Raw genomic sequence first — 23,937 nt, 5'->3', positions numbered from 1 at the left:
AGGTAGAGTTGTCTGCTGTGTGCCGCGCGACGCCGTGCGGATGTCAGCCTTGTGGGCAGAAAGCAGCAACATGGATCTTCTTGTCGTCGGGTCGGGCTTCTTCGGCCTCACCATCGCAGAACGCGCCGCCGATGCAGGCCGCAAGGTGACGGTCATCGATCGTCGCCACCACATCGGCGGGAACGCCTACAGCGAGGCCGAGCCCGAGACGGGCATCGAGGTCCACCGCTACGGCGCGCATCTGTTCCACACCTCCAACGCCACGGTGTGGGAGTATGTCAACCGTTTCACGAGCTTCACGAACTACGTGCACCGCGTGTACACGACACACAAGGGCACCGTGTTCCCGATGCCGGTCAACCTCGGCACGATCAACCAGTTCTTCCAGTCGGCCTACACGCCCGACCAGGCACGGGCCCTCGTGCGCGAGCAGGCGGGGGAGTTCGACGTCAAGACGGCGTCCAACTTCGAGGAGAAGGGCATCGCGCTCGTCGGCCGCCCCCTGTTCGAGGCGTTCTTCCGCGACTACACCGCGAAGCAGTGGCAGACGGATCCGCAGAAGCTGTCCGGCGACATCATCAGCCGCCTGCCTGTGCGATACACATACGACAACCGCTACTTCAACGACACGTGGGAGGGGCTGCCGACGGACGGCTACACCGCGTGGATCGAGCGGATGGCCGATCACCCCAACATCGAGGTGAAGCTGAACGTCGACTTCTTCGATGAGGCTCAGCCCCTGAACAAGAAGGCGACGGTCGGACAGCTGCCCATCGTCTACACGGGCCCCGTGGACCGCTACTTCGACTACACGGCGGGTGCCCTCAGCTGGCGCACGCTCGACTTCGAGCAGGAGGTGCTGAACATCGGCGACTTCCAGGGCACCAGCGTGATGAACTACCCCGACATGGACGTGCCGTACACGCGCATCCACGAGTTCAAGCATTTCCACCCGGAGCGTAAGGACGTCTACGAGTCGGACAAGACGGTCATCATGCGGGAGTTCTCTCGCTTCGCGAACCGCGAGGACGAGCCGTACTACCCGGTGAACACCCCGACGGACCGTGACGGCCTGCTCGCCTATCGCGAGCTCACGAGGGGCGAGAAGGACGTGCACTTCGGCGGACGCCTCGGCACGTACCAGTACCTCGACATGCACATGGCCATCGGCTCGGCGCTGTCGCTGTGGAACAACTCGCTCTCGTAGACTCGACACCGTGAGTCACGCTGCTGTCGGGGCGCCCGGGACGCCCCGGCGCTATCTGCATTCTCTGTGGTTGTTGTCGGCCAGAGACCTCAAGGTGCGGTACTCGACGAGCCTGCTCGGCTATCTGTGGTCGGTGCTCGATCCGCTCGTCATGAGCGTGATCTACTGGTTCGTCTTCACGCAGATCTTCAACCGCGACGTCGGCGAGGACCCGTACATCGTGTTCCTCATCAGCGCTCTGCTGCCCTGGGTGTGGTTCAACACGTCGGTCACGGACTTCACGCGCGCGTTCAAGAAGGATGCGCGGCTCGTACGATCCACCGCGATCCCGCGCTCGATCTGGGTCAACCGCATCGTGTTGAGCAAGGGAATCGAGTTCCTCTTCTCGCTGCCTGTGCTCGCTGCCTTCGTGATCATCAACCTGCTGGTCGAGCAGGATCCGGCGCACACGGTGCAGGTGGGCTGGGGAGTCCTCTGGGTGCCGGTCGCGATCTTCCTGCAGACCGTCCTGCTCGTGGGCCTGGGGCTTTTGGTCGCCCCGCTCTGCGTCCTCTTCGTCGACCTGGAGCGCACGACCGCGCTGATTCTGCGCGCCATGTTCTATGCGACTCCGATCATCTACAACGTCACCGACCTCCCCGGCATCTTCCAGACGCTCGGTGCATTCAATCCTCTCGCCGGGATCTTCATGCTCTATCGGATGCCGTTCTTCCCCGACCAGTGGAACCCCTTCACTCTGCTGGTCAGCGTGGGCATGACCCTCGTCATTCTGGCGCTCGGCGTGTGGACGTTCCGCTCCCTCGAGCGCTCCGTGCTGAAGGAGCTGGGATGACCGTCGCGATCGAGGCCAAGGATCTCGGTGTCCGCTTCCGTCGGAACCGCCGTGGAAGCCGAAACTTCAAGGACCTGTTCGCGGGTGCGTCGCGTCGCTCGCGTCCGGGCGAGTTCTGGGCGCTGCGCGATGTCTCGTTCACGGTGCAGCAAGGAGAATCGATCGGCGTCGTCGGGCGCAACGGTCAGGGGAAGTCCACGCTTCTCCGTCTCGTCGCCAAGGTGCTGCTCCCCGACGAGGGATCGGTGACCGTGCACGGCGGGGTCGCTCCGCTGATCGAGATCACGGGTGGATTCGTGGGGGACCTGACCGTGCGGGAGAATGTCGCCTTGATGGCGGGTCTGCACGGAATGCCGCGCGACGCTGTCGCGCTGCGCTACGACGACATGATCGCCTTCGCCGAGCTGGCGGGATTCGAGGACACTCCCTACAAGCACCTGTCCAACGGCATGAAGGTGCGCCTGGCGTTCTCGGTCGTGTCCCAGCTCGACGAGCCGATCCTGCTCGTTGACGAGGTTCTCGCCGTTGGAGACAAGGCGTTCAAAGACAAGTGCTACAAGCGCATCGACGAGCTCCTCGCCGAAGGGCGCACGCTCTTCTTCGTCAGCCACAACGAGCGGGACCTCCGTCGCTTCTGCACCCGAGGTCTGTATCTCGACAAGGGCACGCTCGCCCTGGACGGGCCGATCACCGACGTCCTCGACCGGTACAACGCCGACTACAACCGCGGCTGAGCGGGATTCGCCGGCGATCTCCCGGTCATTCCCCGAGCTTCTTCTGTTCGACGTGCGCGTTGAACGCGGCGAGCTCGGGATGCGCGTCGAGCACCGCCACGATCCCGGTCGCGTCCAGCGACGCGGCACCGTGCTCTTCGATCAGCCTGCGGATGACCGTCAGGTCCTCCGGAGTGTCCAGCGTCACCCGATAGCGCGAGGCATCGACGTCCTGCGTGATCGAGTGGATGTTCGCCCGCGGTGACCCGCCCGCGTAGAGATAAGGGGTGACGTGCTCGCGCTCCGCCGGCTCGGTGGCGTTCCTGTCGGCGTCGGCGAGAGCGGCCGCGGAGAACACCTCGAAGTCGAAGCCTCGCGGGTACGTGCGCTGGAGGACGTTGGAGACATGAGCGTGAGGATCGTCCAGCTCGATGAATCGACGGACGCCTTCGAGGACCACGGCGGGATCGATCAGCGGGCAGTCCGACGTCACTCGGACGACGACATCCAACTCGGCGGAGGAAGCCGCCCCCGAGAACCGACTCAGCACATCGGTCTCGCTGCCGCGGAACACGTCGATGCCGCGTGCGTGCCCCAGGGCCGCGAGAGGGTCGTCTGCGGCGTTCGTGGTGGTGGCGAGCACGATCGGCAGATCGGCGGCGGCGAGCCTGTCGAGGTGGTGGTCGAGCATGGAGCGGCCGCCGGCCGGGATCAGCACCTTCCCCGGAAGACGGGTGCTGGTCATCCGCGCCTGCGTGATGATCCCGATCCGCGTCAACGCAGAGCCCTGAGGAGCGACTCGACGACCTGGTCGACCTGGTCGTCGGTGAGCTCGGGGTGGATGGGGAGCGAGAGCTCCTCGGCGTAGAAGGCCTCCGCGTTCGGGCACATTCCGCGGCGATAACCGGCGTCCGCGTACACGGGGTGCCAGTACACGGGCATGTAGTTGACCTGCACCCCGATGCCGTCCGCGCGCATCCGGTCGAAGACCGTCCGACGCCGTCCGTCGAGGATGCGCACCGGATAGAGATGCCGGATCAGCTCGACGTCGTCACGCTGGATCGGAGTACGGACCCCGTCGACGCCTGCGAGAGCCGCGTCGTAGCGCCGCGTGATCTCGGCGCGTCGCCGCCGGAACAAGTCGAGCCGCGCCAGCTGGGCGATCCCGAGTGCACAGGCGATGTCGTCGAGGCGATAGTTGAACCCGAACTCATGGACTTCCTGATGCCACGCGCCTTCCGTCGTCATCGCGAAGCGATCGGCATCCCGCACCAGCCCGATGAAGTGGAACTCGTGGGCGCGCTGGGCGATCTTCGGATCCTTGGCGACGAGCGCACCGCCCTCGCCGGTCGTGAGGTTCTTCGTCGGGAAGAACGAGAACGTCGTCAGGTCCGCGAGATCGCCGACCGGCCGGCCCCGGTACGTGCTGCCGATCGAATGGGCGGCGTCGTCGAGGACGAGCGCGTCCACACGCGCCGCGATCTCTGTCAGTCTGTCGTAGTCGGCGGGGTGTCCCGCATAGTCCACGGCGGCGATCACCTTGGTGCGTTCATCGACGAGGGCGTCGACCGCGTCCGGGTCGATGAGCGCTGTGTCCTCCTCGACGTCTGCGAAGACGATGTCGGCCCCGAGGACCGACGCCATCGAGGTCGTGGCGATGAAGGTCATCGGAGTCGAGATCACGGTGTCTCCGTGCGTGACCCCCGCAGCCGCGTACGCCATGTGCAGCGCCGCCGTGCCCGAGGTCGCGGTGACCGCCCGGTGCCCGCCGGCGATCTCGCCGAGTCGCGCTTCGAATGCGGCCACTGCCGGGCCGGTCGTGAGCCAGTCGCCACGGAGCACCTCGACGACGGCCTGGATGTCCTCCTCGGAGATCGACTGCCGTCCGTAGGGCAGCATCGTCAGATCCCCGCCTCGATGATCTCGGAGATCTCCTGCTGCGAGTACCACTGATCGTTGCTGTCCGACCGGTACGCGAAGCCCTCCGGCACGGGTACGGCTCCGGCGGGCATCTGATACCCCCAGGACGCGAGGTCGGGCTGGATGATGAAGTACTTCCCATCGCTGACCGTGACGGCGCGACGGCCCTCTTCCGGGCTGATCATCTCCTCGTGGAGCTTCTCGCCCGGGCGCAGGCCCACATCGACGAGTTCCGCTCCCGGCACGACGGCGTGGGCGAGATCGGTGACCTTCATCGACGGGATCCGCGGAACGAGGAGCTCGCCGCCCTGCATGAGCTCGAACGTGTCGATCACCATCTCGACCGCCTGGGGGAGTGTGATGAAGAACCGCGTGCATCGAAGATCAGTGATGGGAAGCGGCTTTCCCTCGGCACCCAGGCGGGAGAAGAAGGGGATGACCGAGCCGCGGGATCCCATGACGTTGCCGTAGCGGACCACCGCGAACCGCGTGTCGTACGCGGCTGCGTAGTGATTGCCGGTGATGAAGAGCTTGTCGGCCGTGAGCTTGGTCGCACCGTAGAGGTTGATCGGACTCGAGGCCTTGTCCGTCGACAGCGCGACGACGCGCTTCACACCGGCGTCGATCGACGCCTCGATCACGTTCTGGCTGCCGAGGATGTTCGTCTTCACGAACTCGAACGGGTTGTACTCGGCCGTGTCCACCTGCTTGAGGGCAGCGGCGTGAACGACGTAGTCGACGCCGTGCAGCGCGCGAGCGAGTCGCCTCTCGTCGCGGATGTCGCCGATGAACCACCGGAGTCGAGGGTCGTCGCCGAACTGCTGCCGCACCTCGTACTGCTTGAGTTCGTCGCGCGAGAAGATGACGAGACGCCGGGGATTGATGTGGGTCAGGGCGTGACGTATGAACGCCTTGCCGAACGACCCGGTGCCGCCAGTGATGAGGATGCTCGCGCCCTCGAGAACCGACACTCTGTCTCCTCAGCGTTGTCGTGATGGCACGGATGCTCGGGTTGTTCCATGCCCGGCCTATCCTATCGGGTGGGCGCAGCCGCGCCCCCGAGGAGAGGGACGTGTGATGAGCGGGCGACGGGTCCTCCTGCACTGCAATGCCGGTGTCGAGGCGGGCATGGGGCACCTCATGCGCACTCTCACCATCGCCCGCGAGGCGCGGGACCGGGGGTGGGCGGCGTCGGTGTTCGGCGATGTGGATGCGGTCGGCGCGGAGGTCCTGCGCCGGATGGATCCGGAACTCGAGCTGCTCACCGTGGACGGCGCCGCGGCGAGCCTCGGCGACTTCGCGGAGCTCGGGCGGGACGCCGACGTGATCCATCTGGACACCTATCGCGAAGTCCCCGACCTCTCGTCCCTCGCAGTGCTGCTCAGCAACATGCAGGATGGTCCGTTCGGTGTGCGCGACGCCGATCTGGCCATCGATGCCAATCTGGCGTCCGAGCGCACCTTCGCGAGTCCTGAACGCAGCCGGAGTCATCTGGCCGGCATCGACGCGGCTGTCGTACGCGCTCAGGTGCTCGCTCAGCGCGACGCCCGGAGGACGGCGGCGGCAGCGCCTCGCGTGCTGATCGTGATGGGCGGCACGGACCCTCACGGCGTGACCGCGCGCGTCGTCGCCGCGTTCGATCGCGTTCCTTCTCCGGTGGAGATCACGGTGATCGACCCCCGGCGGCGTCCCGACGTGCTGTCCGCGGCGGGGTCCTCGCGTCATGCCGTCCAGGTCCTCGGCTTCGTCGAGGACCTCCCCGCGATCGCCGCGTCCCACGACCTGGCCGTGACCGCTGCCGGCACCTCGGTCTGGGACTTCGCGTGCATGGGTCTTCCCATGGCGCTCGTCTGCGTGGCGGACAACCAGCGGGTCGGCTACCGTCAGGTCGTCGAACAGGGGCTCGCGGTGGGCCTCGGGGAGCCGCCCCATCACGGACTCGAGGAGAGGATCGGCGCGCTCGCCGATCTTCTGGCTTCTCCGGCATCGCTCGCCCGGACGGCCGCCGAGCTGAAGCGGACCGTCGACGGACTCGGGAGCTGGCGGATCGTGGCGTCCTGGGAACAGCTGCTGACGACCCGCCCTTCCGTCGAGCCTCCCTCCGGACTCGTCGCCCGTGCGGCGAACGTCGACGACGGGCGGAGACTGTTCGAGTGGCGCAACGACCCGGAGGTCCGCTCCGGCTCGCGCTCACGCGGCGAGATCGACTGGAGATCGCACACCGATTGGCTCGCGCGAAGCCTGCGGAACCCGGACCGGCGACTCCTGATCGTCGAGTCCGACGGGGTGCCGGTCGCCACCTGCCGATGGGACCGACGGTCGGCCGACGAGTGGGAGATCTCGATCACGGTCGCACCCGAGAGCCGTGGCCGCGGGCTGGCGGCATCGGTGCTCCAGGCCGCGGAGCGAGCCCTCGCCGCACAGCCGCCGGTGCGCATGGTGGCCACCGTGCACGGCGACAACGTCGCATCACGACGATTGTTCGAGCGCGCCGGCTATCTGCCGTACCTGCCCGCCGACGATGCCGGCTTCCTCACCCTCGCCCGGTGGCGGCTCACGTAGGACTCGCGGTCTAGAGCGCATCCCAGGTCAGCGGGGTGCCGCGTTCGACGTCTCGCGTGAACGTGCGTCCGCTCACCAGGGCGAAGTCATCGGGGCGGAGTCCGCCGGCGGGGCGAATCGACCGCACGTTCTCGGGTCCCACGGTGTCGCCCGCTCGGACGTCGGTGACGACGAACAGCGAACGGCGAAGGGCGAGCACCGCTTCTTCCTGAGCGGTCGGTCCGAAGGACACACCGCTCGCGGATGCGACGCGCGCCTGTTCGGAGGCCACGACGAGAGCGCTGAACTCGTCGGGTGTGAGAGAGAAGTCCGCGTCGACGCCGCCGTCCGTTCGGTCGAGCGTGACGTGCTTCTCGATCACGACCGCGCCGAGGGCCGCAGCGGCGACCGCGACCCCGATCCCGAGCGTGTGGTCCGAGAGCCCCACCGGCACGTCGAAGGCGTCTCGGAGCGCCGCGATGTTGCCCAGTCGCGCCTCTTCGGGAACCGCGGGATAGGCCGCTGTGCAGGCCAGCAGCACGAGCTGGGTGCCTCCGGCACCGCGGATGGCGGTGACCGCCGCATCGATCTCCGAGAGCGTCGCCATGCCGGTCGACACGATCATCGGCTTACCGGTGCGGGCGACCTCCCGGAGGAGCGGGATATCGACGATCTCAGCGGATGCCGTCTTGTAGATCTCGACCCCCAGCTCTTCGAGGAACGAGACCGAGCTCGGATCGAAGGGCGTCGAGAAGGGGATGAGTCCGTGGCTGCGCGCGCGATCGAAGATCGGCGCATGCCACTCCCACGGCGTGTGAGCCTCCTGGTAGAGGGAATAGAGGTTCCTGCCGCCCCAGAGCCCGTGGTCGCTCGCGACCCGGAAGGCGGGCTTGTCGGAGTCGATCGTGAGCGTGTCGGCGGTGTAAGTCTGGATCTTGAGAGCGTCGGCGCCGGTGGCGGCGACCGCGTCGACGATCGCGAGCGCCCGATCGATGTCGCCGTTGTGGTTTCCCGACATCTCAGCGATCGTGAACACGGGGGAGCCGGTGCCGATGCTCGCCGTGGAGAGCGGGATGGTCTGCGAAGAAGTCACGCCGACAACTCTAGACGCGTCCTCTCCGTGACTCGCCGCCCCGCCGATGGGACAGCCGCCGCGGTGCCCTAAGCTGAGGTCTCATGGGGCGTGTGACGGATCTTGTCGGTGATGACAGGGCGATTGCCGGAGAGGTCGACTTCTACGACCGACTCCGTCCGCTCGTCACGGCATACGGGCGAGCGGATACCGCTCGTCGGATCGCCGTCGTCGGAAATCAGCCGCTCGAGCCGTCCGACGAGCGCGCCGCGATGATCGACACGGCTGACATCGTGTTCCGAGTCAACGGCTTCCGTGTCGACGACGTCGACGGCATGCCGTCGGTGGGTCGGCGCGCCGACGTCGTCGTGTTCAATCGCGGTGTGCGTCCGACGCCCTGGTTCTTCGAGGGCTACTCCGAGCGCCTCTACCTGATGATCGAACCCGGGCGCCTGCTCTGGGAGAACCCGAAGCTCCCGGCCTTCTGGCCCGCGGATCTCGGAATCGTGACGATGCCGAACCGCGAGGTGGTGCTGCCACTCGGCGAGGCGATGGGAGCCGATCCGCGCAGCGGTGGCCAGTGGGCGACGACGGGGACGGTGATGCTCTGGATCGCCACCCGCCTGTTCCCGGACGCCGCGGTCGATGCAGCCGGATTCTCCTTCGTCGACGCGCCGGATCAGACATCATGGAACCACGCCTACGGAGACCCCTCGGCGGTCGGAGCAGAGCACCGGATCGACCTGGAGTCGGCGCTCGTGCGGCACTGGATCGACTCCGGCCGCGTCACCTATCACCGCTGAATCCCACAGACCATCGACAATCACCCGAATGATTGAGGACTGAATGCTGAACCGACTCCGTCGCAGACTCGACGCCGTCGTCGAACGCCGTGTAGACGCGAGAGTGGACGCCCGCATGGGGCGTGCTCTCGAGCAGGTCGAACACGCGCAGCGCGACTACGAGGCACGCCTCGCGGGAACCCAGGCCGACTTCTCTTACATCAGATCCGAGTTCGATCGCATCGCTCCTCAGGTCGCCGCGCTCGAGCAGCGGTTCGAGTGGCTGCGCGTGCGCCTCGATGTGGCTGATCTGGAAGCCGACGAGGCGCTCAGCCGCGCCCAGTCGGAGCACGAGCGTGCGCGACTGCGCCTCGAACTCGCGGCGCACTACGAGGAGCGCCTGCGCCGCCTCGAGTCCGACGGCGACTGAGCCGAACGGATCGGGCCGCCGCCGCGGGATCAGAGCCCGACGAGGCCTCGAAGCTGATTCGCAGCCGAGCGTGCGCTGTCGACGCTCGGCTGCATCCCTGCGGCCGCGTCGGAGTGCAGCGAGCTGAGCGCCTGGTCGTACTCGCTCAGCGCGCTGCCCCAGGCGGATTCGATGGATGAGGGCGGAGCGCTCTCGCCGAGCCGCTGCGCGTCGGCCTGGAGGCTCTCGATGACCTCGGTCGCGTCCTGTCCACTGGACTCGCTGACGATCTGCAGTCCTGTCAGCGCATCATCGAGCCAGCCCTGAACCTGTCCGCGGAAGGCGTCGACCGAGGGGTCCGCGACGGGGGCGGGGTCGTGATCGGTGTCATCGTCGGCGCGGGCTCCGCCGTCGGCTGAGGGGTCTCGGTCTGCGTCGGCGACGCTGACGGGGACGGGGACGGGGATGTCGATGCCGACGCGGAAGGGGAGGGCGAGCCGCTGGCTCCCGGAGTCGGGGTCTCGCCCCGCGGGAGGAGGAAGAACAGCAGCACGCCCACGATGACGAGCACGGCGACGACGAGCCCGACGATGAGCCAGACACGACCACGATTGCTCGGCTTCGGCTCCAGTGGCGCCCAGCGGAGTTCCGGCTGCGGTTCGTCGGTCATGCGGTCAGTCCTTCAGAGCGGGCATGGGCGTCCAGGAGCGATCGCGGCCGAGCTTGCCGCCCTCCTTGAGTCCCCGGAACAGATTGCTCGTCCCTCGCACCGTGCGCTCGACGAACAGGAGCCGGATGAGCTCCTTCGCGAACGTCATCGACGTCCCGAGCCCGAACAGCACCGGGTTGTAGTTGCGGTGAACGCGGTAGTACTGCTTGATGTACGCCCGGTTGCGCATGATGTAGAACCGGTAGGCGTTGCTCGAGGCGTTCATGTGGCGGATGCCCATGTCCCACTGCTTGATCTCGCGAGTGCGTCGCAGGACGAACTCGTCGACGATCACCGCAGTGGTCTTGCGCGAGGCGAGCCACCCGTACATCTGGTCATCCCAGTAGATGAAGAAGCGGTGGTCGGGCAGACCGATCTGCTTCACGATGGACCGATGGATGAACATGCCTTCGAAGCATCCGCTGTTCATCTCCTTGTAGCCCGACGCATCGAACCCGGACGGCGCGAACGGGATCGGGATGCCCATGCGCTCGGCGATCCGGTACTGCCAGTAGAACTCGCTGCCGTCGTAGTCGTACCGGCGGCCCTGGATGCTCTTGAACCGCGGGGCCCACTTGCCCATCTTCGCCAGGCCGTCGGTCACGACCTCGACGTCGTCGTCCATCATCCAGATCCACTCCGAACCCAGCTCGTACGCCGTGCGCATGCCTTCGCTGAAGCCGCCCGACCCACCGGTGTTCGTCTCGAGGCGTCGGTAGACGATCTCGGTGCCGAGCCGAGGACGGAAGGAGTCGACGACCTCGGTGGTGTCGTCGGACGAGGCGTTGTCGATGATCACGACGTGGCCCGGCTTCGGGTCCATCGCCGTGATGCTCTCGAGGAGGCCGGTCAGGAGGTGAGACCGGTTGTACGTGACGATGACGATCGTCGCGGAGGCCGGGTCGAAGGGGGCGTGAGTCACGAGGTGAAATCTCCGGAGGCTCGGGGCCCGCAGGGCGCCGCGAGCAGATCCACCCTACCCGGAGCAGTTCGGAATCCGCCGAGGGCGCGGCGCGGAGGTCATCGTTCGGGACGCAGCGTCGGGATCGCTCCGGTGTGCGCGGCGTCGATGTTCTCCCGCCACGACCTCGTCTGGCCGGCCCGCAGCGCACAGAGCACGAGCATGAACCAGCCTGCGCCGACGATCGTGAAGCTCTCGAACATCGACTCGACGGCGAGTGTGACGAGCATGAGCGGGGTCCAGGCGTAGACCACCGAACGCCGAGCGCTCGCGACGAGCCAGGACCGGACGGTGGCGATGCCGCCGAACAGGAGGAAGAGCACGAGGCCGGCGGCGCCCAGTTGCAGCAGGACGTCGAAGTATGCGTTCAGCGCGCTCTGGTGGTGGTCGTCGAGCAGGAAGTTGATGTACGTGAACGGGAACTCTCCGCGGGCCCACGCGCCGTACCAGCCCCACCCCTCGACCGGCTTGAGAGCGACGAAATCGAGGATCGTGTTCCACAGGGTCGCTCTGATCGAGAAGTCCGACCCGGCATCGAGCAGCGCGATGATCACATGGCGCAGTGCGAACGCGGCGGCGAGGGCGAGAGCGACGAGGACACCGAGCACCCACTGCACGATGGTCCGCCGCTCGGGCGGGGTGTGACGGACGATCGCGAGCGCGACGGCGACGACGCCGACTGCGGCCGCGAGCACGAGCACGGTGGGGGAGGAGGAGAAGAAGGCCAGCAGCGCCGCGAGCGCGATCGAGGGGATCGCGATGCGAGCGGTCAGCGACTGCGACCGCCACTCCACCACGAAAGTGATGAGTGCGATCACGGTGACGAAACCGAGCATGTTCCTGCTGCCGAAGATCCCCTGCACGGGTCCGCCGACGGCCAGGTCTCCCTGGATGCCGAGGAAGAGGAAGGGCGTGTCGAGCAGCACGCCGGAGAGGAGCTCCAGGCCCAGAGACACGAGGAGGAGGAACCTCAGCGAGTCGCCCAGGGCTCGGACGGTCTGGAGGGTGTCGCGGATGTGGCCGACGGTGATCGCCAGGAAGGCGAAGCCGAAGAGCTCCATCCACCCGAACGCGGTGTCGGACTTGTCGGTCGTCCACACGATGCTGACGGCGGCCCACGCCAGGAAGGCCAGCAGCGAGGAGGGAGCGATCCGCAGCAGCGACAGCTCCTCCCTGCGCACCCACAGGATCCAGGCGCCGACGACGCACAGGACGGCGATGATCGTCGCGAGGGTGACCGATGAGGCGATGTGCTCGATCGCGAACGACGAGAAGACCGCTGTGAGGACCGCGATCGTGTACGCGCGGGCGAACTCGGCCGAGCCGAGCAGATCGCTCAGACGACGTTCGGGCGTCACGGAACCCGCCGGCTTCGCTCGCCGCGCTCGATCACACGCTCGCGTTCACCGACGCCGACCAGGGGCACGACCTTGATCTTGAACGAGAGCAGGACCAGCAGCATCCAGCCCCAGAGCATGATCGGGGTCGATTCCGTCAGACCCTGCACGAGCAGCACGACCGTGAAGAGGCTCGGAAGCAGAGTGATCGCCGAATAGTCGCGGTCCGACCTCAGATCCCAGCGCGGGCGGTCGATGGCGAAGAACCACGAACGCCAGAGCAGGCTGAGATAGGCGAGAGCCATGAGGGCGACCCCCACCGCGCCCAGCTGCATCAGCACGTCGAGCCACATGTTGTGCGCGTGGAACACCGTGATGCCGTGATCCTTGATCCATCCGGCGAAGGCAGGATCGAAGGGGACCCAGGGACTCGAGAACCCGTTGCCGAAGATCGGATGCTCCGCGGCACGCGCGAGGACCTTGTCCCAGATCTTGTCGGAGCGCCCGGTGAGGTCTGCGCTGCGACCGATGAGGGCGAACAGGGGTTCACGCAGGAGCCAGACGGCGGATCCGATGACCACGGCGCCGCCGATGAACAGCACATACAGTCGGGTTCGTGCGCCCGGAGACGTCGCGCGGCGCATCAGCAGAGCGACGACCAGGACTACGGCGGCAGCGGCGGCGCACACGTATGCCGTCGCGGATCCGGCCCGGACGAGGAAGTATCCCGCGAGGAGGGCCCAGAGCGCGAGAGTGGTGCGCCAGCGCGTGCGCGCGGCGAACAGCACGCCGAAGGTGAGTATCGCGAACAGGCAGATGATGGCGAGCACGTTCGAATTGCCCACGATGCCCTGGATCCGGCCGCCGTCCACGAGGTTGCCGCGAACCCAGTACCAGTGGGCATTGGTCTCGCCGTCCGGCCGCACGAAGAAGTTCGGCAGGATCGGAGCGTGGACGACAAGGGCGACCCACAGCTCGAGCGCGAGGGACAGGCCGAGGATCCACTTGAACGCGGAAGCGAGCGCCCGCACGATCTCGTGCCAGGTGAGCACATGGACGATGAAGAGCGCGTTCACCGTGACGGTGGCGAGCAGGACCCAGGTGATGACGGTCGCTCCGCGCCACTGAGACCACGCGATCGAGAGCAGGGCCAGCGCGGTGTACGCGACGGCGGCCCAGGGCAGGCGACGCCACGCGAACGCGGCAGGTCGCCGACGGGCGATCATCGGAACGCCGATGGAGAGCGTCGCGATCAGGAAGACGAGGAGGGTGATGAATGCGCCGATCTCGCCCACGAGGTTGTACACCGCCGAGTGCGCGAAGGTCGCGAACAGCACCAGGCCGATGTACCCGCGCAGCAGAAGGTGCCCCGTGGACTCGCGCTCGGGAGCGGCGGGCGGGGCGGCGACCGGGTGCTTCGTGTATTGCGCCATCGCGTTCAGGCTACCGCGCGGAAGTCGGGAGTCACCGATGGGACGGTCGTGGCACCGCAGGGGTTCCCTGCCAATAGCCTGGTGGCATGCTGCTCAGTCTCTCGAATGCACCCCGTGACTACGCGTGGGGATCCCCGACGCTCCTGGCCGACCTGGAAGGCCGCACCCCCACGGGTGCGCCTGAGGCGGAGGTGTGGTTCGGCGACCACCCGGGAGACCCGTCCGACGTGCAGGGCGGCGGGACGCTGGACGCCGTCACGGGCGGTGCTCTGCCGTACCTGCTCAAGCTCCTCGCGGCCGCATCGCCGCTGTCCATCCAGGTGCACCCGACCGTCGAGCAGGCGAGAGCCGGGTGGGCGAAGGAGTCGACGCTCGACGCCACGGACCCGACTCGCAACTACCGCGATGACAACCACAAGCCCGAGCTGATCGTCGCCCTGAGCGACCGGTTCGAATCCCTGAGCGGGCTGCGCCCCGTCGGCGACACCCTGGGCCTGTTGGGGGAGTTGAAGCAGAGCGCCGGGGTCGAGGAACTCGCTGATCGTCTCCGCGGTGAGGGCGACGTCCTGCGCGACACGATCGGCTGGCTGCTGTCCGGCGATGCGCGGTCCGTGGTCGACGACGTCGTCGCCTCGGTGAGCGCGGCCGCAGCCTCCGCGTCGGGCGAATGGGCCGAGACGCTCCGCGGTGTGGCGGCGATCGCGGAGACCTATCCGGGAGACCCCGGTGTGGTCGTCGCGCTGCTCATGAACCACGTGGTGCTTCGCAGGGGCGAGGGCATCTTCCTGCGGGCCGGGCTCCTGCATGCCTACATCGCCGGTCTCGGAGTGGAGATCATGGCGGCGAGCGACAACGTCCTGCGCGGCGGTCTCACGCCCAAGCGCATCGATGTGGCCGAGCTGCTCTCGGTCCTCGACACGACGACCGGCGAGGTGCCGGTGCTGCGCCCGACGACGGATGGTGCGATCACGGAGTACCCGGTGCCCGTCGCGGACTTCTCGCTGAGAAGGGTCGAACTCGACGGCCAGGACGTCGTCATCGACGTGGACGGACCGACGATGGTCCTCGCGACGTCCGGTCGCGTCAGGGTGGGCGGTGCGGACGGTGCAGTGCTCGATGTTCCGGTCGGCACCGTCGCGTTCGCGTCCCCCGACGAGGTTCGATTGACCGTCGGCGGCCAGGGCGAGGCGTTCGTCGCATCGCCCGGCGATCTCACCTCCGGCCGCTGACTCCTCGGGCGGACGTGCGACACGCCGTACGGAGGTCAAGAACCTTCAAGACCGGATTGAGGGTTTACGATCCGCGACTTGACCGATGGGAATGACACGGGTGTAATTAGTTGAGCACGGCCCGCCGAGGGGGCGGAATTTAGGGGTTGGAGAGCGAGATGACGGGTTACCGTTCAGACGTACCGGAGAACTGGTTCGTCGATCCGATCAACCTCGGTGTTCCCGGGGTTCGCAAGGTCGAGACCGACGATGACAATGCTCTCGCATGGCAGAGCGATGCACTGTGCTCGCAGACTGATCCTGAGGCCTTCTTCCCCGAGAAGGGCGGATCGACCCGCGACGCCAAGAGGATCTGCACGTCCTGCGATGTCCGCGGCGAGTGCCTCGAGTACGCGCTCAACAACGACGAGCGCTTCGGAATCTGGGGCGGTCTCTCCGAGCGCGAGCGCCGCAAGCTCAAGCGTCGCGCGAGCTGACCCGGCAGTGATTCGTCCGCGTTCATAGCTTCGCGGCCACGCCGGGTCGGGTCAGCCCCCGATTCCTGTCGCACGCATAGGCTGACCACGTCATGCCAGCCCGAGTTCACGCAATCATCGTCGCGCGCCCCGGTTCCTCCGCCCGCGCGCAGCTGCTCCGCACACTCGATGCGTTGCGCTCCCAGACGACGCCCGCAGCCGCCATCACCCTGGTGATGTGCGGCGACGCGGCGTCGGCTCGCGAGAGCGAGGCCGTGACGAGCACAGTCGAGGGCATCATCCAGGCGCGCGGCAACACCTCATTCGCGGATGCCGTCGAACTCGCCAGACCCCGCATCCTCGAGGGCAGCGCCGTCTGGCTGCTCGCACAGGACACCGCTCCGCACCCGCGAGCGCTCGAGCGCCTGATCGGCACTCTCGAACGATCTCCGTCGGCGGCGATCGTGGCGCCCAAGCTCGTGCAGACCGACAACGACCGCGAGATCGTCTCTCTGGGCGTCAGCATGACGACTCTGGGGCGCTCGGTGGAGCTGGCCGGCGGCGAGCTCGACCAAGGACAGCACGATGCCAGCGACGACGCGCTCGGTGCGGACATCCGCGGCATGCTGATCCGCGGCGAGGTCCGCGATGCGCTCCGTCCGGATCCGGCGCTCGCGGGAGCCGACCTGGGTCTCGACCTCGGAGTCCGTGCCCGCCTCGGTGGCGGACGCGTCGTGCTCGCGCCCTCGGCGCGCGTATCCGTGTCACCGGACGGACCAGGGACACCTCCGACCGCGCGGGGCAGGCGCGCGTTCGCGACCAGACTCGCCCAGCTGCACCGCCGCCTCGCTTATGCCCCGGCGATCTCCGTCCCGCTGCACTGGCTCACTCTGCTTCCTCTCGCGCTCTGGCGATCCATGGCCGACCTGATCGGCAAGCGGCCGGAGGCCGTCGCGCCCGAGTGGGCGGCTGCGGTGACGGCGATGTTCCGCTTCGGCGCGATCGCGCGGTCTCGTTCTCGCATCCGCTCCTTCCGCACCTCGAGCTGGTCGAGCATCGCCCCGCTGCGTGTGAGCAGCTCCGATCTTCGTCGTCGGCTGGATGACGGCCACGGCAGCGAGGGCGGAGCGGTCAGTGAGCTCCGGTTCTTCTCGGGCGGCGGCGCTTGGGCGGTGCTGGGCGCCCTCGTCGTCAGCATCGCGACCTTCACCACGATCCTCGCGTGGCCCGTGCTCGGTGGCGGTGCGCTGCTTCCGCTGCGGTCGACGGTGGGTGCGCTGTGGAATGACGCCGCCTGGGGGCTGCGCGGTCTCGGAGTCGACGTCGTCGGCCCCGCGGACCCCTTCTCCGGAGTGCTCGCTGTGCTCGGCTCTCTCTGGCCGGCCGCCCCGTCGTTCTCCCTCGTGCTCCTCTGGGTGCTGGCGCTGCCCCTCGCCGTGCTCGGCGGCTGGTTCGCGGCCACGCGAGTGACCGATCGTGCGGGTCTGCGCATCTTCGCCGGAATCGTGTGGGCGCTCGCTCCCACCTTCCTCACCGCGCTCGTCGACGGTCGCCCCGCCGCTGTGCTGGTGCACCTCCTCCTGCCCTGGCTCTTCCACGCAGGGGCGGTAGCCCATCGTTCGTGGGGCGCGGCAGGTGCAGCATCGCTCCTCTTCGCCGCGGTCACGGCATGTGCGCCCTCGCTCGCCCCGGCACTCCTCCTGCTGTGGGTCGTGGCGCTCGGCATCACCCTCGCCGGCGCTCGTATCCGCGGAGCCGTCCGCCTGGTCTGGGTGCCGATTCCCGCCGTCGCCCTCTTCGCGCCGCTCGTGGTCTGGCAGCTGAGCCGCGGCGACATCCTCGCGGTGCTCGCGGATCCCGGCTCGATCTGGGCCGGTCCGCAGGCAGCGGCCGATGCCGCAGGCAGGCTCGCGTTGGCCAGTGGGTTCCCCAGCGGTGACATGGCCGGGTGGGCGACGTGGCTCGGCCTCGAGCTCGCGCCGTGGGTGGGGGTGCTGCTCGCCCCGCTCGCGCTCCTCGCTCTCGCATCAGCGGTCGCCCCGCGCTGGCGAGCCGGAATCACTCTTCTGCTTGTCGCGCTCTGCGGCCTGGCCACCGCGTTCTTGGCCGTGGGAGTCGCCGTGTCCTTCGCCCAAGGGACTCCCGTCGCCATCTGGCCGGGTTCGGGTCTCAGCCTCGCGTGGATCGGCGTCACCGGAGCCGCCCTCGTGACGCTCGACACCGCGGTGACCATGCCACGGGTCCGGGTGCTCAGCGCGGCGGTCGCCGGTCTTGCGATCGCCGTGTGCGCTGTTCCTGCCCTGGCCGCGGTCCACGCGGACGAGTCGGAGCTCCGAGACGGTCCCGCATCGACGCTGCCGGCGTATGTCGCAGCGCAGGCGGGTGCCGACCGTCAGATCGGAACCCTCGTGCTCACCCCGCAGAACGACGGCGGCCTGGCGACCGAGGTGGCGTGGGGCGGAAGCGAGACGCTGAGCGCCCAGACGACGATCCTCTCGACAGCGACGGAGCTGCGCGGCTCCGACCTCACGACGCTCGCGGTCGATCTGCTCTCGGCCAGGGACTTCGATGCGGCTGATGAGCTGGCTCGGACGGGGATCTCGTACGTCCTGCTCGCACAGGTCTCGGGTGAGGAGTCGGACCGTGCTCGCTCTCTGCGCACGGCCGCGGTGACATCGCTCGACCAGCGGGCCGGTTTCGTCCAGGCCGGCTCGACCGACCGTGGTGTGCTCTACAGGCTCGAGGCCGACGCCTCGCCACGGGCTCCGCTCTCGACCGCTCAGCAGGCGACAGCGCGCCTCGTGATCACGGTCCAGCTCGTGCTCGTGCTCGCGGCGCTGCTGCTGTCCGTGCCGACACGTGCGTCGCGGCGAGCAGCCCGCGCCCGCTCGCGCATCGTCGGACGAGCACCGGAAGAGCCGCTCGTGCTGCCTCGGCACCCCGAGGACCGCGACGGCGCCGCAGAACCGCACGGCGATCCGGAGGTCGCTGAGACAGCCGCAACAGCCGACGCCGCGCCCTCGGACGGGCCCGAGCCGGATGCGGCAGTCGAGGCCCATCCGTCGACCGAACAGGGTGAGGAGGAGCGGCGATGACCCGCAACCGCGCATTCCGGGTGGCGGCGACCGGCGCTCGAGTCCTGACAGGCGCCGTCGTCGCAGGAGCGTGCGTCGTCGGTGTCGTCGTCGGCATCACCGCGCCGTGGCCGACTGTCTCGCACGAGCCCGCTCAGGCGCAGGTGGCGCCCCTTCCGGGTGACACCGTTCTCGTCTGCAACGGTGACCTTCGCGCGGTCGGTCGAGATCCCTCCAACCCGCTCGAGATGGTGTCGGCGGCGTCTCCCCAACTGACCTCCGAGGGGTCGTCCGGGCGACCGGAGTCGAGTCCCCTGCCTGCGAAGGACCTCGCCGACGGCGGATCCGCGCAACGCCTCGTGGGCCCTGTCGAGGGACGCCAGGCGCCGCTGCTCGGCGCCACGGAGTCGGTCAGCGTGCAGGAGGCGGACCTGTTCGGTCTCGCCGCGGCGCCCTGCCGTCCTGCGGGCATCGAGTCGTGGCTCGTCGGCGGAACGGTCGCCACCGGGACCGAGGACCTGATCGTTCTCACGAACCCCGGGGTCGTGCCCTCCACTGTTTCTCTCGGCGTGTTCGGGTCTGCGCGGGCGTCCAGCACCGTGATCGTCCCCGCGGAGTCTCAGGTCGCGCTCGCGCTGTCATCGATCGCCGCCGGATCGGACTTCCCGATCGTCAAGGTGACCGCGACAGGGTCGCCCGTGCGCGCTGTACTGCAGTCGTCGCTCACCCGGACCCTCGATCCCTCGGGCATCGACCTGCAGGATGCGGTTCCCGCTGCGCAGCGTCAGCCGGTGCTCCCGGGCATCCAGGTCTTCGAGAACCAGGGCGACAACGCAGACATGGCGGTTCTGCGGCTGATGTCACCCGAGGTCGATTCCCAGGCCGTCGTGACGGTCAGAGAGGTCGGTGCGTCCACGATCGCCGACGAGTTCACCGTTCCGCTCACCGCCGACGCGCCCACCGAGCTGTCGCTCTCCGCGCTGTCGCCGGGGGAGTACACGATGAGCATCGAATCGGACAACCCTGTGCTCGCCGCGGTGCGGCAGCAGGATGTCGCCGGGCCGCAGGACGATTTCGCCTGGGTCACGCCGGCGCCGGAGCTCGAGGATGACGTGTACGTCGCCGTTCCTGCCGGGCCGACGCCGCGCCTCGTGCTCGCCAACGACGAGGATTCCGATGCGACGGTGCAGGTCGCATCGACATCGGGCGGAGAGCCCGTCGAGGTCACTGTCCCCGCCCACTCGTCGGCGTCGGTCGATGTGACGCCGCGCACGGTGTATGCGCTGTCGACCTCGGCGCCGGTGCATGCCTCCGTCACGATGAGCGCGCCCGGAGCGCTCGCGGTCTGGCCGGTATGGCCGGCTGCGGGAGCGCAGCAGAGCATCACCGTCTACCCGTGACCTGCGGACCGGCGAGGACGGTCTCTGAGTTCAGTGCTCGTGGCCGCCGAGGTCCCAGGGCTCGCGGCCGACGTACTCGGCCGCAGCTCTGAACACGGCGCTCTCGATCGCCATCCTTCGGTGGGCGGAGTCGTCGTGTCCCGGCGGCAGCAGCCGTTCGATGGGAAGCCGGAAGAGCACGATGCGCGCCTTCTCGTGATCGAGGTACCAGCGCGGGACCTCGTCTGCGGCCTCGAACGCGGGCATGGCGCCGATCTCGAACCGCACCTCCTGCAGTTCGGGCCAGGTTCCTCGAAGGAACTCCACCGCAGTGCCGACGGTCAGATCGAACCGGTCGATGCGCCCGTCGAGAGGGGCGAGTGGAGGGCGCACGACCTCGCTGCGTCCGAGCCGACCGTGGCGCCCGTGCCTGGCCCCGCGGCGGGGTGCGTCAGAGGTGCGGGAGCGACGGGGCATAGCGAAAGTCTAGGCTGAGTCCGACGGGCGCGGCGGCGCGGCATCCGCTCATCCGATGAACCTCGACGTAGCCTGGCGTGAATGGACGGAAGACTCTGCTCTAAGGTCGGCTGCGCGCGCGAGGCCGTGGCCACTCTCACCTACGACTACGGCGATCAGATGGCCGCGCTCGGGCCCCTGGGGATGGCGCGCCACCCGAACGCGCATGATCTGTGCGCACAGCATGCGGACCGCCTGTCCGTTCCCGCAGGATGGCTCGTCGTCCGGCACGAGGCGCTTCGCGCCTGATATACCGTCCGCATCGCCGACGGGGACACGCCGCCTCGGGGCGGGTGGGTCATCGACGCATGCCGATACGCTGACCGCGGATGCGCCAGGGCGGCGCCGCCGGAAAGGCAGCCGTGATCGTCTGGCGACGCTGGATCTTCCCTCTTCTTCTCGTTCTCGTCTTCGGCGCGTGCGCCGCGGCTCTCGTGAAGATCGCGTTCTTCCCGGACGCCACAGAGGCGATGGTCAGCCCCGAGTCGTCGATCGTCGATCCCGTCATCCCGGTCGAACGGGGCTCGGTGGTGAACGCTCTCACCCTGAGCGGCAACGTCGCACGCGATGACGCGTTCCCGGTGCGGTCGGAGATCACCGGAACGGTCATCGCCGTGCATGTCCCCGACGGGGCGACCGTCGCGGCGGGGCAGAAGCTCTTCACGATCAGGCAGGACGAGCCCAAGAAGGATGTGGACGTCGTCGCGCCGGAGGCCGGCGACGTCTCGGAGATCGCTCTCGTGAAGGGTCAGGCGACATCCACCGGAACCGAGATCTTCACGCTCACGCCCGCGCGCTACCACCTGCTCGCGACCGTCGAGCCGGTCCAGCTGTACCGCCTGGTGAATGCGCCGGCCGACGCATCGGTGACGATCACCGGGGGGCCCGCGCCGTTCGTGTGCACAGGAGTGCGGGTGCAGGTGAGCGCTGAGGGCACAGCGAGCGTGCGATGCGCGGTGCCCGGTGACCAGGTCGTCTTCGCCGGTCTGCCGGCGACGATGGATCTGGCGCTCGGGCAGGTGGACGACGCCCTGGTGGTGCCGGTCACCGCTGTGCAGGGTGGCGCGGGCACGGGCAACGTCTGGGTCGATGCCGGCGACGGCGCTGAACCGGAAGAGCGAGCGGTCGAGCTCGGCGTGAACGACGGGGCCATGGTCGAGGTGGTCTCCGGCCTCGAAGAGGGGGAGTCGATCCGCCAGTTCGTCCCCGGCTTCGTCGCCCCGGTCGAGGAGGTCTGCTACGAGGTGGCTCCCGGAGTCGAGCAGTGCGACAGCGGGGTCAGCTGGTGACTCTCGTCGCGCTGAGCGATGTGACGAAGAGCGTGCGGCTCGCTGACGACTCGGAGCTGGAGATCCTGCGAGGGATCACGCTCGAGGTCAGTGCGGGCGATCACGTCTCGATCGTCGGCAGGTCGGGCTCCGGGAAGTCGACGCTGCTCAACATCCTCGGGATGCTCGACGCTCCGACCACCGGCTCCGTGTCGTTCGAGGATCGCGAAGTGCGTCGGATGCGGTCGGGGCGGCTGGACCGGCTGCGCGGCGACAACGTCGGCTTCGTGTTCCAACAGTTCAATCTGCTCCCGGGGCGCACCGCGCTCGACAATGTGATGATGCCACTCGGCCATGCGCGCGGTCGGCTGTTCTGGAACAGGAGGCAGATCGCCGCTGACATGCTCGAGAGAGTCGGCCTCGGTCATCGCATCGAGCAGGTCGCCGATCGACTCTCGGGAGGAGAACAGCAGCGGGTCGCGATCGCGAGGGCCCTCGTGCGCAGGCCCGTGCTGATCCTCGCGGACGAGCCGACCGGCGCACTCGACATCGACACGGGCGCGTCCGTCATGTCGCTGCTCGACGAGGTCGCGACCGAGACCGACGCGGCGCTCGTGACCATCACGCACGACCTCCATGTGGCCGCCCGTGCCCGACGGCACTACCGACTCGACGCCGGGGTCCTCGAGCCTGCGGATCTCAGCCGCGCCTTCGAAGCCTCGACCCTCGCGGCGTCCGTTCCCTCCGCATCCGTTCCCTCTTCATCCGTCCCGGCCGCATCCGCACCGGCGGCTGCGTCCAACGGGGCCGAGATGCCGACACCCGGCAGCATGCCGGCCATGCCGTACTCGCGTCGCGGGGCCGCGTCATGACCGGCATCCTCGGAGCGCTGTCGGATGCGTGGGCGGAGATCCGCGTCCACAAGCTGCGTGTGCTGCTCAGCCTGATCGGCATCGCGGTCTCGGTGGCAGCCCTCACCGGGGTCGTCGCCGTCTCGGAATATCAGCGTCAGTTCCAGGCGGAGCAGTCGGATCGCTGGGGAGGCAGGGCGGCGACCCTGGTCGTCACGATCAGCAGCGACGACGGGGCGCCGGTCGACTTCGACGCCTTCGATGAGAGGTTCACGCGCGTCACCGAGCGGTTCGAGTTCAGCCACACGGCCCGGATCGCGCAGGGCATGGTCGTTCCGGTGCAGCTGCCGGACGGCATCGTCGATGTCAACTCACGATTGATCGATCCGCTCTACTCCGAGATCCACCGCGAGCAGCTGCTCGTGGGCCGATGGATGCGGGATGCGGATGCCGACGCACTCTCCCCGCCCGTCGTGATCACGGAGGCGCTGTGGGATCGCATCGGTCGCACGCCCGTCGCGGAGCATCCGATTCTCACGCTCGCGGGGCCTGCGGGTGGTACTTATCAGGTCGTGGGTGTCGTGCCTCGCCAGGGGTTCGGAGACGAGGAGCTTCGGGTCGACATCCTCTACGACGCGTATCGTGCCCGCGTCGATGCTCTGCCGGAGAGCGCCTGGCCGCAGTACGAGGTCTGGCTCGGACAGGAGCAGGTCGACGAGATCGCACCCGTGCTCGCCATGGATCTCCGCGCAGGGCTCCCGGACGGGCAGACGGTGTCGGTGAGCCGCTCGGACTGGGCTGCTCAGCCGGGTGCGCTGGATGCGCAGGCGACCTTCGAGATGGTCACCGGCGGCATCGCTGCCGTGATCCTCGCGCTGGGAGCTCTGAGTCTGATCAACATCCAGCTCGTCGCGATGCGGCAGCGAGTGCGTGAGATCGGCGTGCGTCGCGCTTTCGGCGCCACCTCGGGCCGGGTCTTCTTCTCGGTCTTCCTCGAGAGCCTCGTCGCGACGACGGTGGCGGGGCTCGTCGGCATCGCGATCGTCGTCGCGGTGCTCCGTTCGGACTGGGTCGTCACCTCGCTGTTCTACGGGATCCAGGACGTTCCGCCGTTCCCGATGCGCGCGGCCTTCGTGGGGCTCGCCGCGTCGATCCTGGTGGGCGCCGTCGCCGGCTTCATCCCTGCACTGGTCGCCCTTCGCGTCAAGGTGATCGACGCGATCCGATTCTGACGGCGCCGGGGTTCGCG

The 23,937-nt window shown here is 68.2% G+C and carries 23 protein-coding genes; 14 read left to right on the top strand and 9 right to left on the bottom strand.

The annotated features are described in order from the left end of the window. Window positions 1-70: 70 nt before the first annotated feature. Genes glf through ACZZZQ_RS01255 form a run of 3 tightly spaced genes read left to right on the top strand, consistent with a single transcriptional unit; the run spans window position 71 to window position 2,773 of the window. Window positions 71-1,207 (top strand): UDP-galactopyranose mutase, encoded by a 1,137-nt coding sequence (gene glf, locus ACZZZQ_RS01265; protein WP_072591042.1) that lies wholly within the window; start codon window positions 71-73, stop codon window positions 1,205-1,207. Window positions 1,208-1,217: 10 nt separating this feature from the next. Further along, window positions 1,218-2,039, top strand: a complete 822-nt coding sequence (locus tag ACZZZQ_RS01260; protein WP_463506727.1) for an ABC transporter permease — start codon at window positions 1,218-1,220, stop codon at window positions 2,037-2,039. After that, the gene (locus tag ACZZZQ_RS01255) at window positions 2,036-2,773 is read left to right on the top strand and encodes an ABC transporter ATP-binding protein (protein ID WP_463506726.1); all 738 of its coding nucleotides are present in this window, start codon (window positions 2,036-2,038) and stop codon (window positions 2,771-2,773) included. Before ACZZZQ_RS01260 ends, ACZZZQ_RS01255 begins: the two co-directional genes overlap by 4 nt. A gap of 25 nt (window positions 2,774-2,798) precedes the next feature. Here the strand turns inward: ACZZZQ_RS01255 and ACZZZQ_RS01250 are convergent, their stop codons facing one another. The 3 genes from ACZZZQ_RS01250 to pseB are packed head-to-tail and all read right to left on the bottom strand — an operon-like array spanning window position 2,799 to window position 5,643. Continuing rightward, entirely contained in the window at window positions 2,799-3,641 is an 843-nt protein-coding gene (locus ACZZZQ_RS01250; RefSeq protein ID WP_269635022.1) for a glycosyltransferase family protein, read from the bottom strand. Next, window positions 3,527-4,651: a DegT/DnrJ/EryC1/StrS family aminotransferase gene (locus ACZZZQ_RS01245; RefSeq protein WP_463506725.1), complete on the bottom strand. Its 1,125-nt coding sequence runs from the start codon at window positions 4,649-4,651 to the stop codon at window positions 3,527-3,529. Before ACZZZQ_RS01245 ends, ACZZZQ_RS01250 begins: the two co-directional genes overlap by 115 nt. Before the next feature lie 2 nt (window positions 4,652-4,653). Beyond that, complete coding sequence (pseB, locus tag ACZZZQ_RS01240; RefSeq protein WP_056278197.1) at window positions 4,654-5,643, bottom strand: UDP-N-acetylglucosamine 4,6-dehydratase (inverting); 990 nt, start codon at window positions 5,641-5,643, stop codon at window positions 4,654-4,656. 106 nt (window positions 5,644-5,749) lie between these two features. Between pseB and ACZZZQ_RS01235 the strand changes: the two genes are divergently transcribed. Further along, window positions 5,750-7,234: a GNAT family N-acetyltransferase gene (locus tag ACZZZQ_RS01235; RefSeq protein WP_463506724.1), complete on the top strand. Its 1,485-nt coding sequence runs from the start codon at window positions 5,750-5,752 to the stop codon at window positions 7,232-7,234. A 10-nt stretch (window positions 7,235-7,244) separates the two neighbouring features. Here the strand turns inward: ACZZZQ_RS01235 and pseI are convergent, their stop codons facing one another. Continuing rightward, entirely contained in the window at window positions 7,245-8,306 is a 1,062-nt protein-coding gene (gene pseI, locus ACZZZQ_RS01230) for a pseudaminic acid synthase (protein ID WP_072591045.1), read from the bottom strand. A gap of 92 nt (window positions 8,307-8,398) precedes the next feature. On the opposite strand from pseI, the gene ACZZZQ_RS01225 reads away from it, so the two are divergent. After that, entirely contained in the window at window positions 8,399-9,088 is a 690-nt protein-coding gene (locus ACZZZQ_RS01225; protein WP_447647853.1) for a glycosyltransferase family 29 protein, read from the top strand. 43 nt (window positions 9,089-9,131) lie between these two features. Continuing rightward, a complete protein-coding gene (locus tag ACZZZQ_RS01220; protein ID WP_053095645.1) occupies window positions 9,132-9,497 on the top strand; it encodes a hypothetical protein in 366 nt (121 codons plus the stop codon). A gap of 280 nt (window positions 9,498-9,777) precedes the next feature. On the opposite strand, the gene ACZZZQ_RS01215 is transcribed toward ACZZZQ_RS01220, so the two are convergent. The 4 genes from ACZZZQ_RS01215 to ACZZZQ_RS01200 all read right to left on the bottom strand — a co-directional run bounded on the left by ACZZZQ_RS01215 (window position 9,778) and on the right by ACZZZQ_RS01200 (window position 13,916). Continuing rightward, window positions 9,778-10,146 (bottom strand): hypothetical protein, encoded by a 369-nt coding sequence (locus ACZZZQ_RS01215; RefSeq protein WP_463506723.1) that lies wholly within the window; start codon window positions 10,144-10,146, stop codon window positions 9,778-9,780. A 4-nt stretch (window positions 10,147-10,150) separates the two neighbouring features. Next, the gene (locus ACZZZQ_RS01210) at window positions 10,151-11,107 is read right to left on the bottom strand and encodes a glycosyltransferase family 2 protein (protein WP_463506722.1); all 957 of its coding nucleotides are present in this window, start codon (window positions 11,105-11,107) and stop codon (window positions 10,151-10,153) included. 98 nt (window positions 11,108-11,205) lie between these two features. Beyond that, window positions 11,206-12,504, bottom strand: coding sequence for an O-antigen ligase family protein (locus tag ACZZZQ_RS01205; protein WP_053095648.1), 1,299 nt, complete (start codon window positions 12,502-12,504; stop codon window positions 11,206-11,208). Beyond that, window positions 12,501-13,916 carry an O-antigen ligase family protein gene (locus tag ACZZZQ_RS01200; protein ID WP_463506721.1) on the bottom strand — a complete coding sequence of 472 codons (1,416 nt, stop codon included), beginning with the start codon at window positions 13,914-13,916 and terminating at the stop codon, window positions 12,501-12,503. Before ACZZZQ_RS01200 ends, ACZZZQ_RS01205 begins: the two co-directional genes overlap by 4 nt. A gap of 86 nt (window positions 13,917-14,002) precedes the next feature. Between ACZZZQ_RS01200 and manA the strand changes: the two genes are divergently transcribed. The 4 genes from manA (at window position 14,003) to ACZZZQ_RS01180 (ending at window position 20,074) form a co-directional block, all read left to right on the top strand. Beyond that, window positions 14,003-15,145, top strand: coding sequence for a mannose-6-phosphate isomerase, class I (gene manA / locus ACZZZQ_RS01195; RefSeq protein WP_463506720.1), 1,143 nt, complete (start codon window positions 14,003-14,005; stop codon window positions 15,143-15,145). A gap of 158 nt (window positions 15,146-15,303) precedes the next feature. Then, window positions 15,304-15,621, top strand: coding sequence for a WhiB family transcriptional regulator (locus ACZZZQ_RS01190; RefSeq protein WP_072591048.1), 318 nt, complete (start codon window positions 15,304-15,306; stop codon window positions 15,619-15,621). A 92-nt stretch (window positions 15,622-15,713) separates the two neighbouring features. Next, window positions 15,714-18,695 carry a glycosyltransferase gene (locus ACZZZQ_RS01185; RefSeq protein ID WP_463506719.1) on the top strand — a complete coding sequence of 994 codons (2,982 nt, stop codon included), beginning with the start codon at window positions 15,714-15,716 and terminating at the stop codon, window positions 18,693-18,695. Then, window positions 18,692-20,074, top strand: a complete 1,383-nt coding sequence (locus tag ACZZZQ_RS01180) for a DUF5719 family protein (RefSeq protein ID WP_463506718.1) — start codon at window positions 18,692-18,694, stop codon at window positions 20,072-20,074. The genes ACZZZQ_RS01185 and ACZZZQ_RS01180 overlap by 4 nt, the downstream gene beginning before the upstream one ends. A 30-nt stretch (window positions 20,075-20,104) precedes the next feature. Here the strand turns inward: ACZZZQ_RS01180 and ACZZZQ_RS01175 are convergent, their stop codons facing one another. Then, a complete protein-coding gene (locus ACZZZQ_RS01175; RefSeq protein ID WP_053095652.1) occupies window positions 20,105-20,446 on the bottom strand; it encodes a metallopeptidase family protein in 342 nt (113 codons plus the stop codon). Between the two features lie 165 nt (window positions 20,447-20,611). Between ACZZZQ_RS01175 and ACZZZQ_RS01170 the strand changes: the two genes are divergently transcribed. The 4 genes from ACZZZQ_RS01170 (at window position 20,612) to ACZZZQ_RS01155 (ending at window position 23,920) form a co-directional block, all read left to right on the top strand. Next, entirely contained in the window at window positions 20,612-20,818 is a 207-nt protein-coding gene (locus ACZZZQ_RS01170; protein WP_053095653.1) for a DUF3499 family protein, read from the top strand. Between the two features lie 80 nt (window positions 20,819-20,898). Further along, window positions 20,899-21,858: an efflux RND transporter periplasmic adaptor subunit gene (locus tag ACZZZQ_RS01165; protein WP_222839162.1), complete on the top strand. Its 960-nt coding sequence runs from the start codon at window positions 20,899-20,901 to the stop codon at window positions 21,856-21,858. Then, window positions 21,855-22,709 (top strand): ABC transporter ATP-binding protein, encoded by an 855-nt coding sequence (locus tag ACZZZQ_RS01160; RefSeq protein ID WP_463508077.1) that lies wholly within the window; start codon window positions 21,855-21,857, stop codon window positions 22,707-22,709. The genes ACZZZQ_RS01165 and ACZZZQ_RS01160 overlap by 4 nt, the downstream gene beginning before the upstream one ends. After that, window positions 22,706-23,920 carry an ABC transporter permease gene (locus tag ACZZZQ_RS01155; RefSeq protein ID WP_320487955.1) on the top strand — a complete coding sequence of 405 codons (1,215 nt, stop codon included), beginning with the start codon at window positions 22,706-22,708 and terminating at the stop codon, window positions 23,918-23,920. Before ACZZZQ_RS01160 ends, ACZZZQ_RS01155 begins: the two co-directional genes overlap by 4 nt. Window positions 23,921-23,937: the final 17 nt, after the last annotated feature.

The sequence above is a fragment of the Microbacterium sp. AC132 genome, assembly GCF_979258525.1.
The sequence above is the reverse complement of the archived record's forward strand: the minus strand, read 5'-3'. Positions and strand labels throughout refer to the sequence as shown.

Bases quoted from the DNA above. Each gene is read 5' to 3' on its own strand.
- ACZZZQ_RS01180 (WP_463506718.1), top strand. From the start codon at position 18,692: ATGACCCGCAACCGCGCATTCCGGGTGGCGGCGACCGGCGCTCGAGTC.
- ACZZZQ_RS01255 (WP_463506726.1), top strand. From the start codon at position 2,036: ATGACCGTCGCGATCGAGGCCAAGGATCTCGGTGTCCGCTTCCGTCGG.
- ACZZZQ_RS01170 (WP_053095653.1), top strand. From the start codon at position 20,612: ATGGACGGAAGACTCTGCTCTAAGGTCGGCTGCGCGCGCGAGGCCGTG.
- ACZZZQ_RS01155 (WP_320487955.1), top strand. From the start codon at position 22,706: ATGACCGGCATCCTCGGAGCGCTGTCGGATGCGTGGGCGGAGATCCGC.
- ACZZZQ_RS01185 (WP_463506719.1), top strand. From the start codon at position 15,714: ATGCCAGCCCGAGTTCACGCAATCATCGTCGCGCGCCCCGGTTCCTCC.
- ACZZZQ_RS01165 (WP_222839162.1), top strand. From the start codon at position 20,899: ATGCGCCAGGGCGGCGCCGCCGGAAAGGCAGCCGTGATCGTCTGGCGA.
- ACZZZQ_RS01190 (WP_072591048.1), top strand. From the start codon at position 15,304: ATGACGGGTTACCGTTCAGACGTACCGGAGAACTGGTTCGTCGATCCG.
- ACZZZQ_RS01220 (WP_053095645.1), top strand. From the start codon at position 9,132: ATGCTGAACCGACTCCGTCGCAGACTCGACGCCGTCGTCGAACGCCGT.
- glf (WP_072591042.1), top strand. From the start codon at position 71: ATGGATCTTCTTGTCGTCGGGTCGGGCTTCTTCGGCCTCACCATCGCA.
- manA (WP_463506720.1), top strand. From the start codon at position 14,003: ATGCTGCTCAGTCTCTCGAATGCACCCCGTGACTACGCGTGGGGATCC.
- ACZZZQ_RS01235 (WP_463506724.1), top strand. From the start codon at position 5,750: ATGAGCGGGCGACGGGTCCTCCTGCACTGCAATGCCGGTGTCGAGGCG.
- ACZZZQ_RS01200 (WP_463506721.1), bottom strand. From the start codon at position 13,916: ATGGCGCAATACACGAAGCACCCGGTCGCCGCCCCGCCCGCCGCTCCC.
- ACZZZQ_RS01245 (WP_463506725.1), bottom strand. From the start codon at position 4,651: ATGCTGCCCTACGGACGGCAGTCGATCTCCGAGGAGGACATCCAGGCC.
- ACZZZQ_RS01215 (WP_463506723.1), bottom strand. From the start codon at position 10,146: ATGACCGACGAACCGCAGCCGGAACTCCGCTGGGCGCCACTGGAGCCG.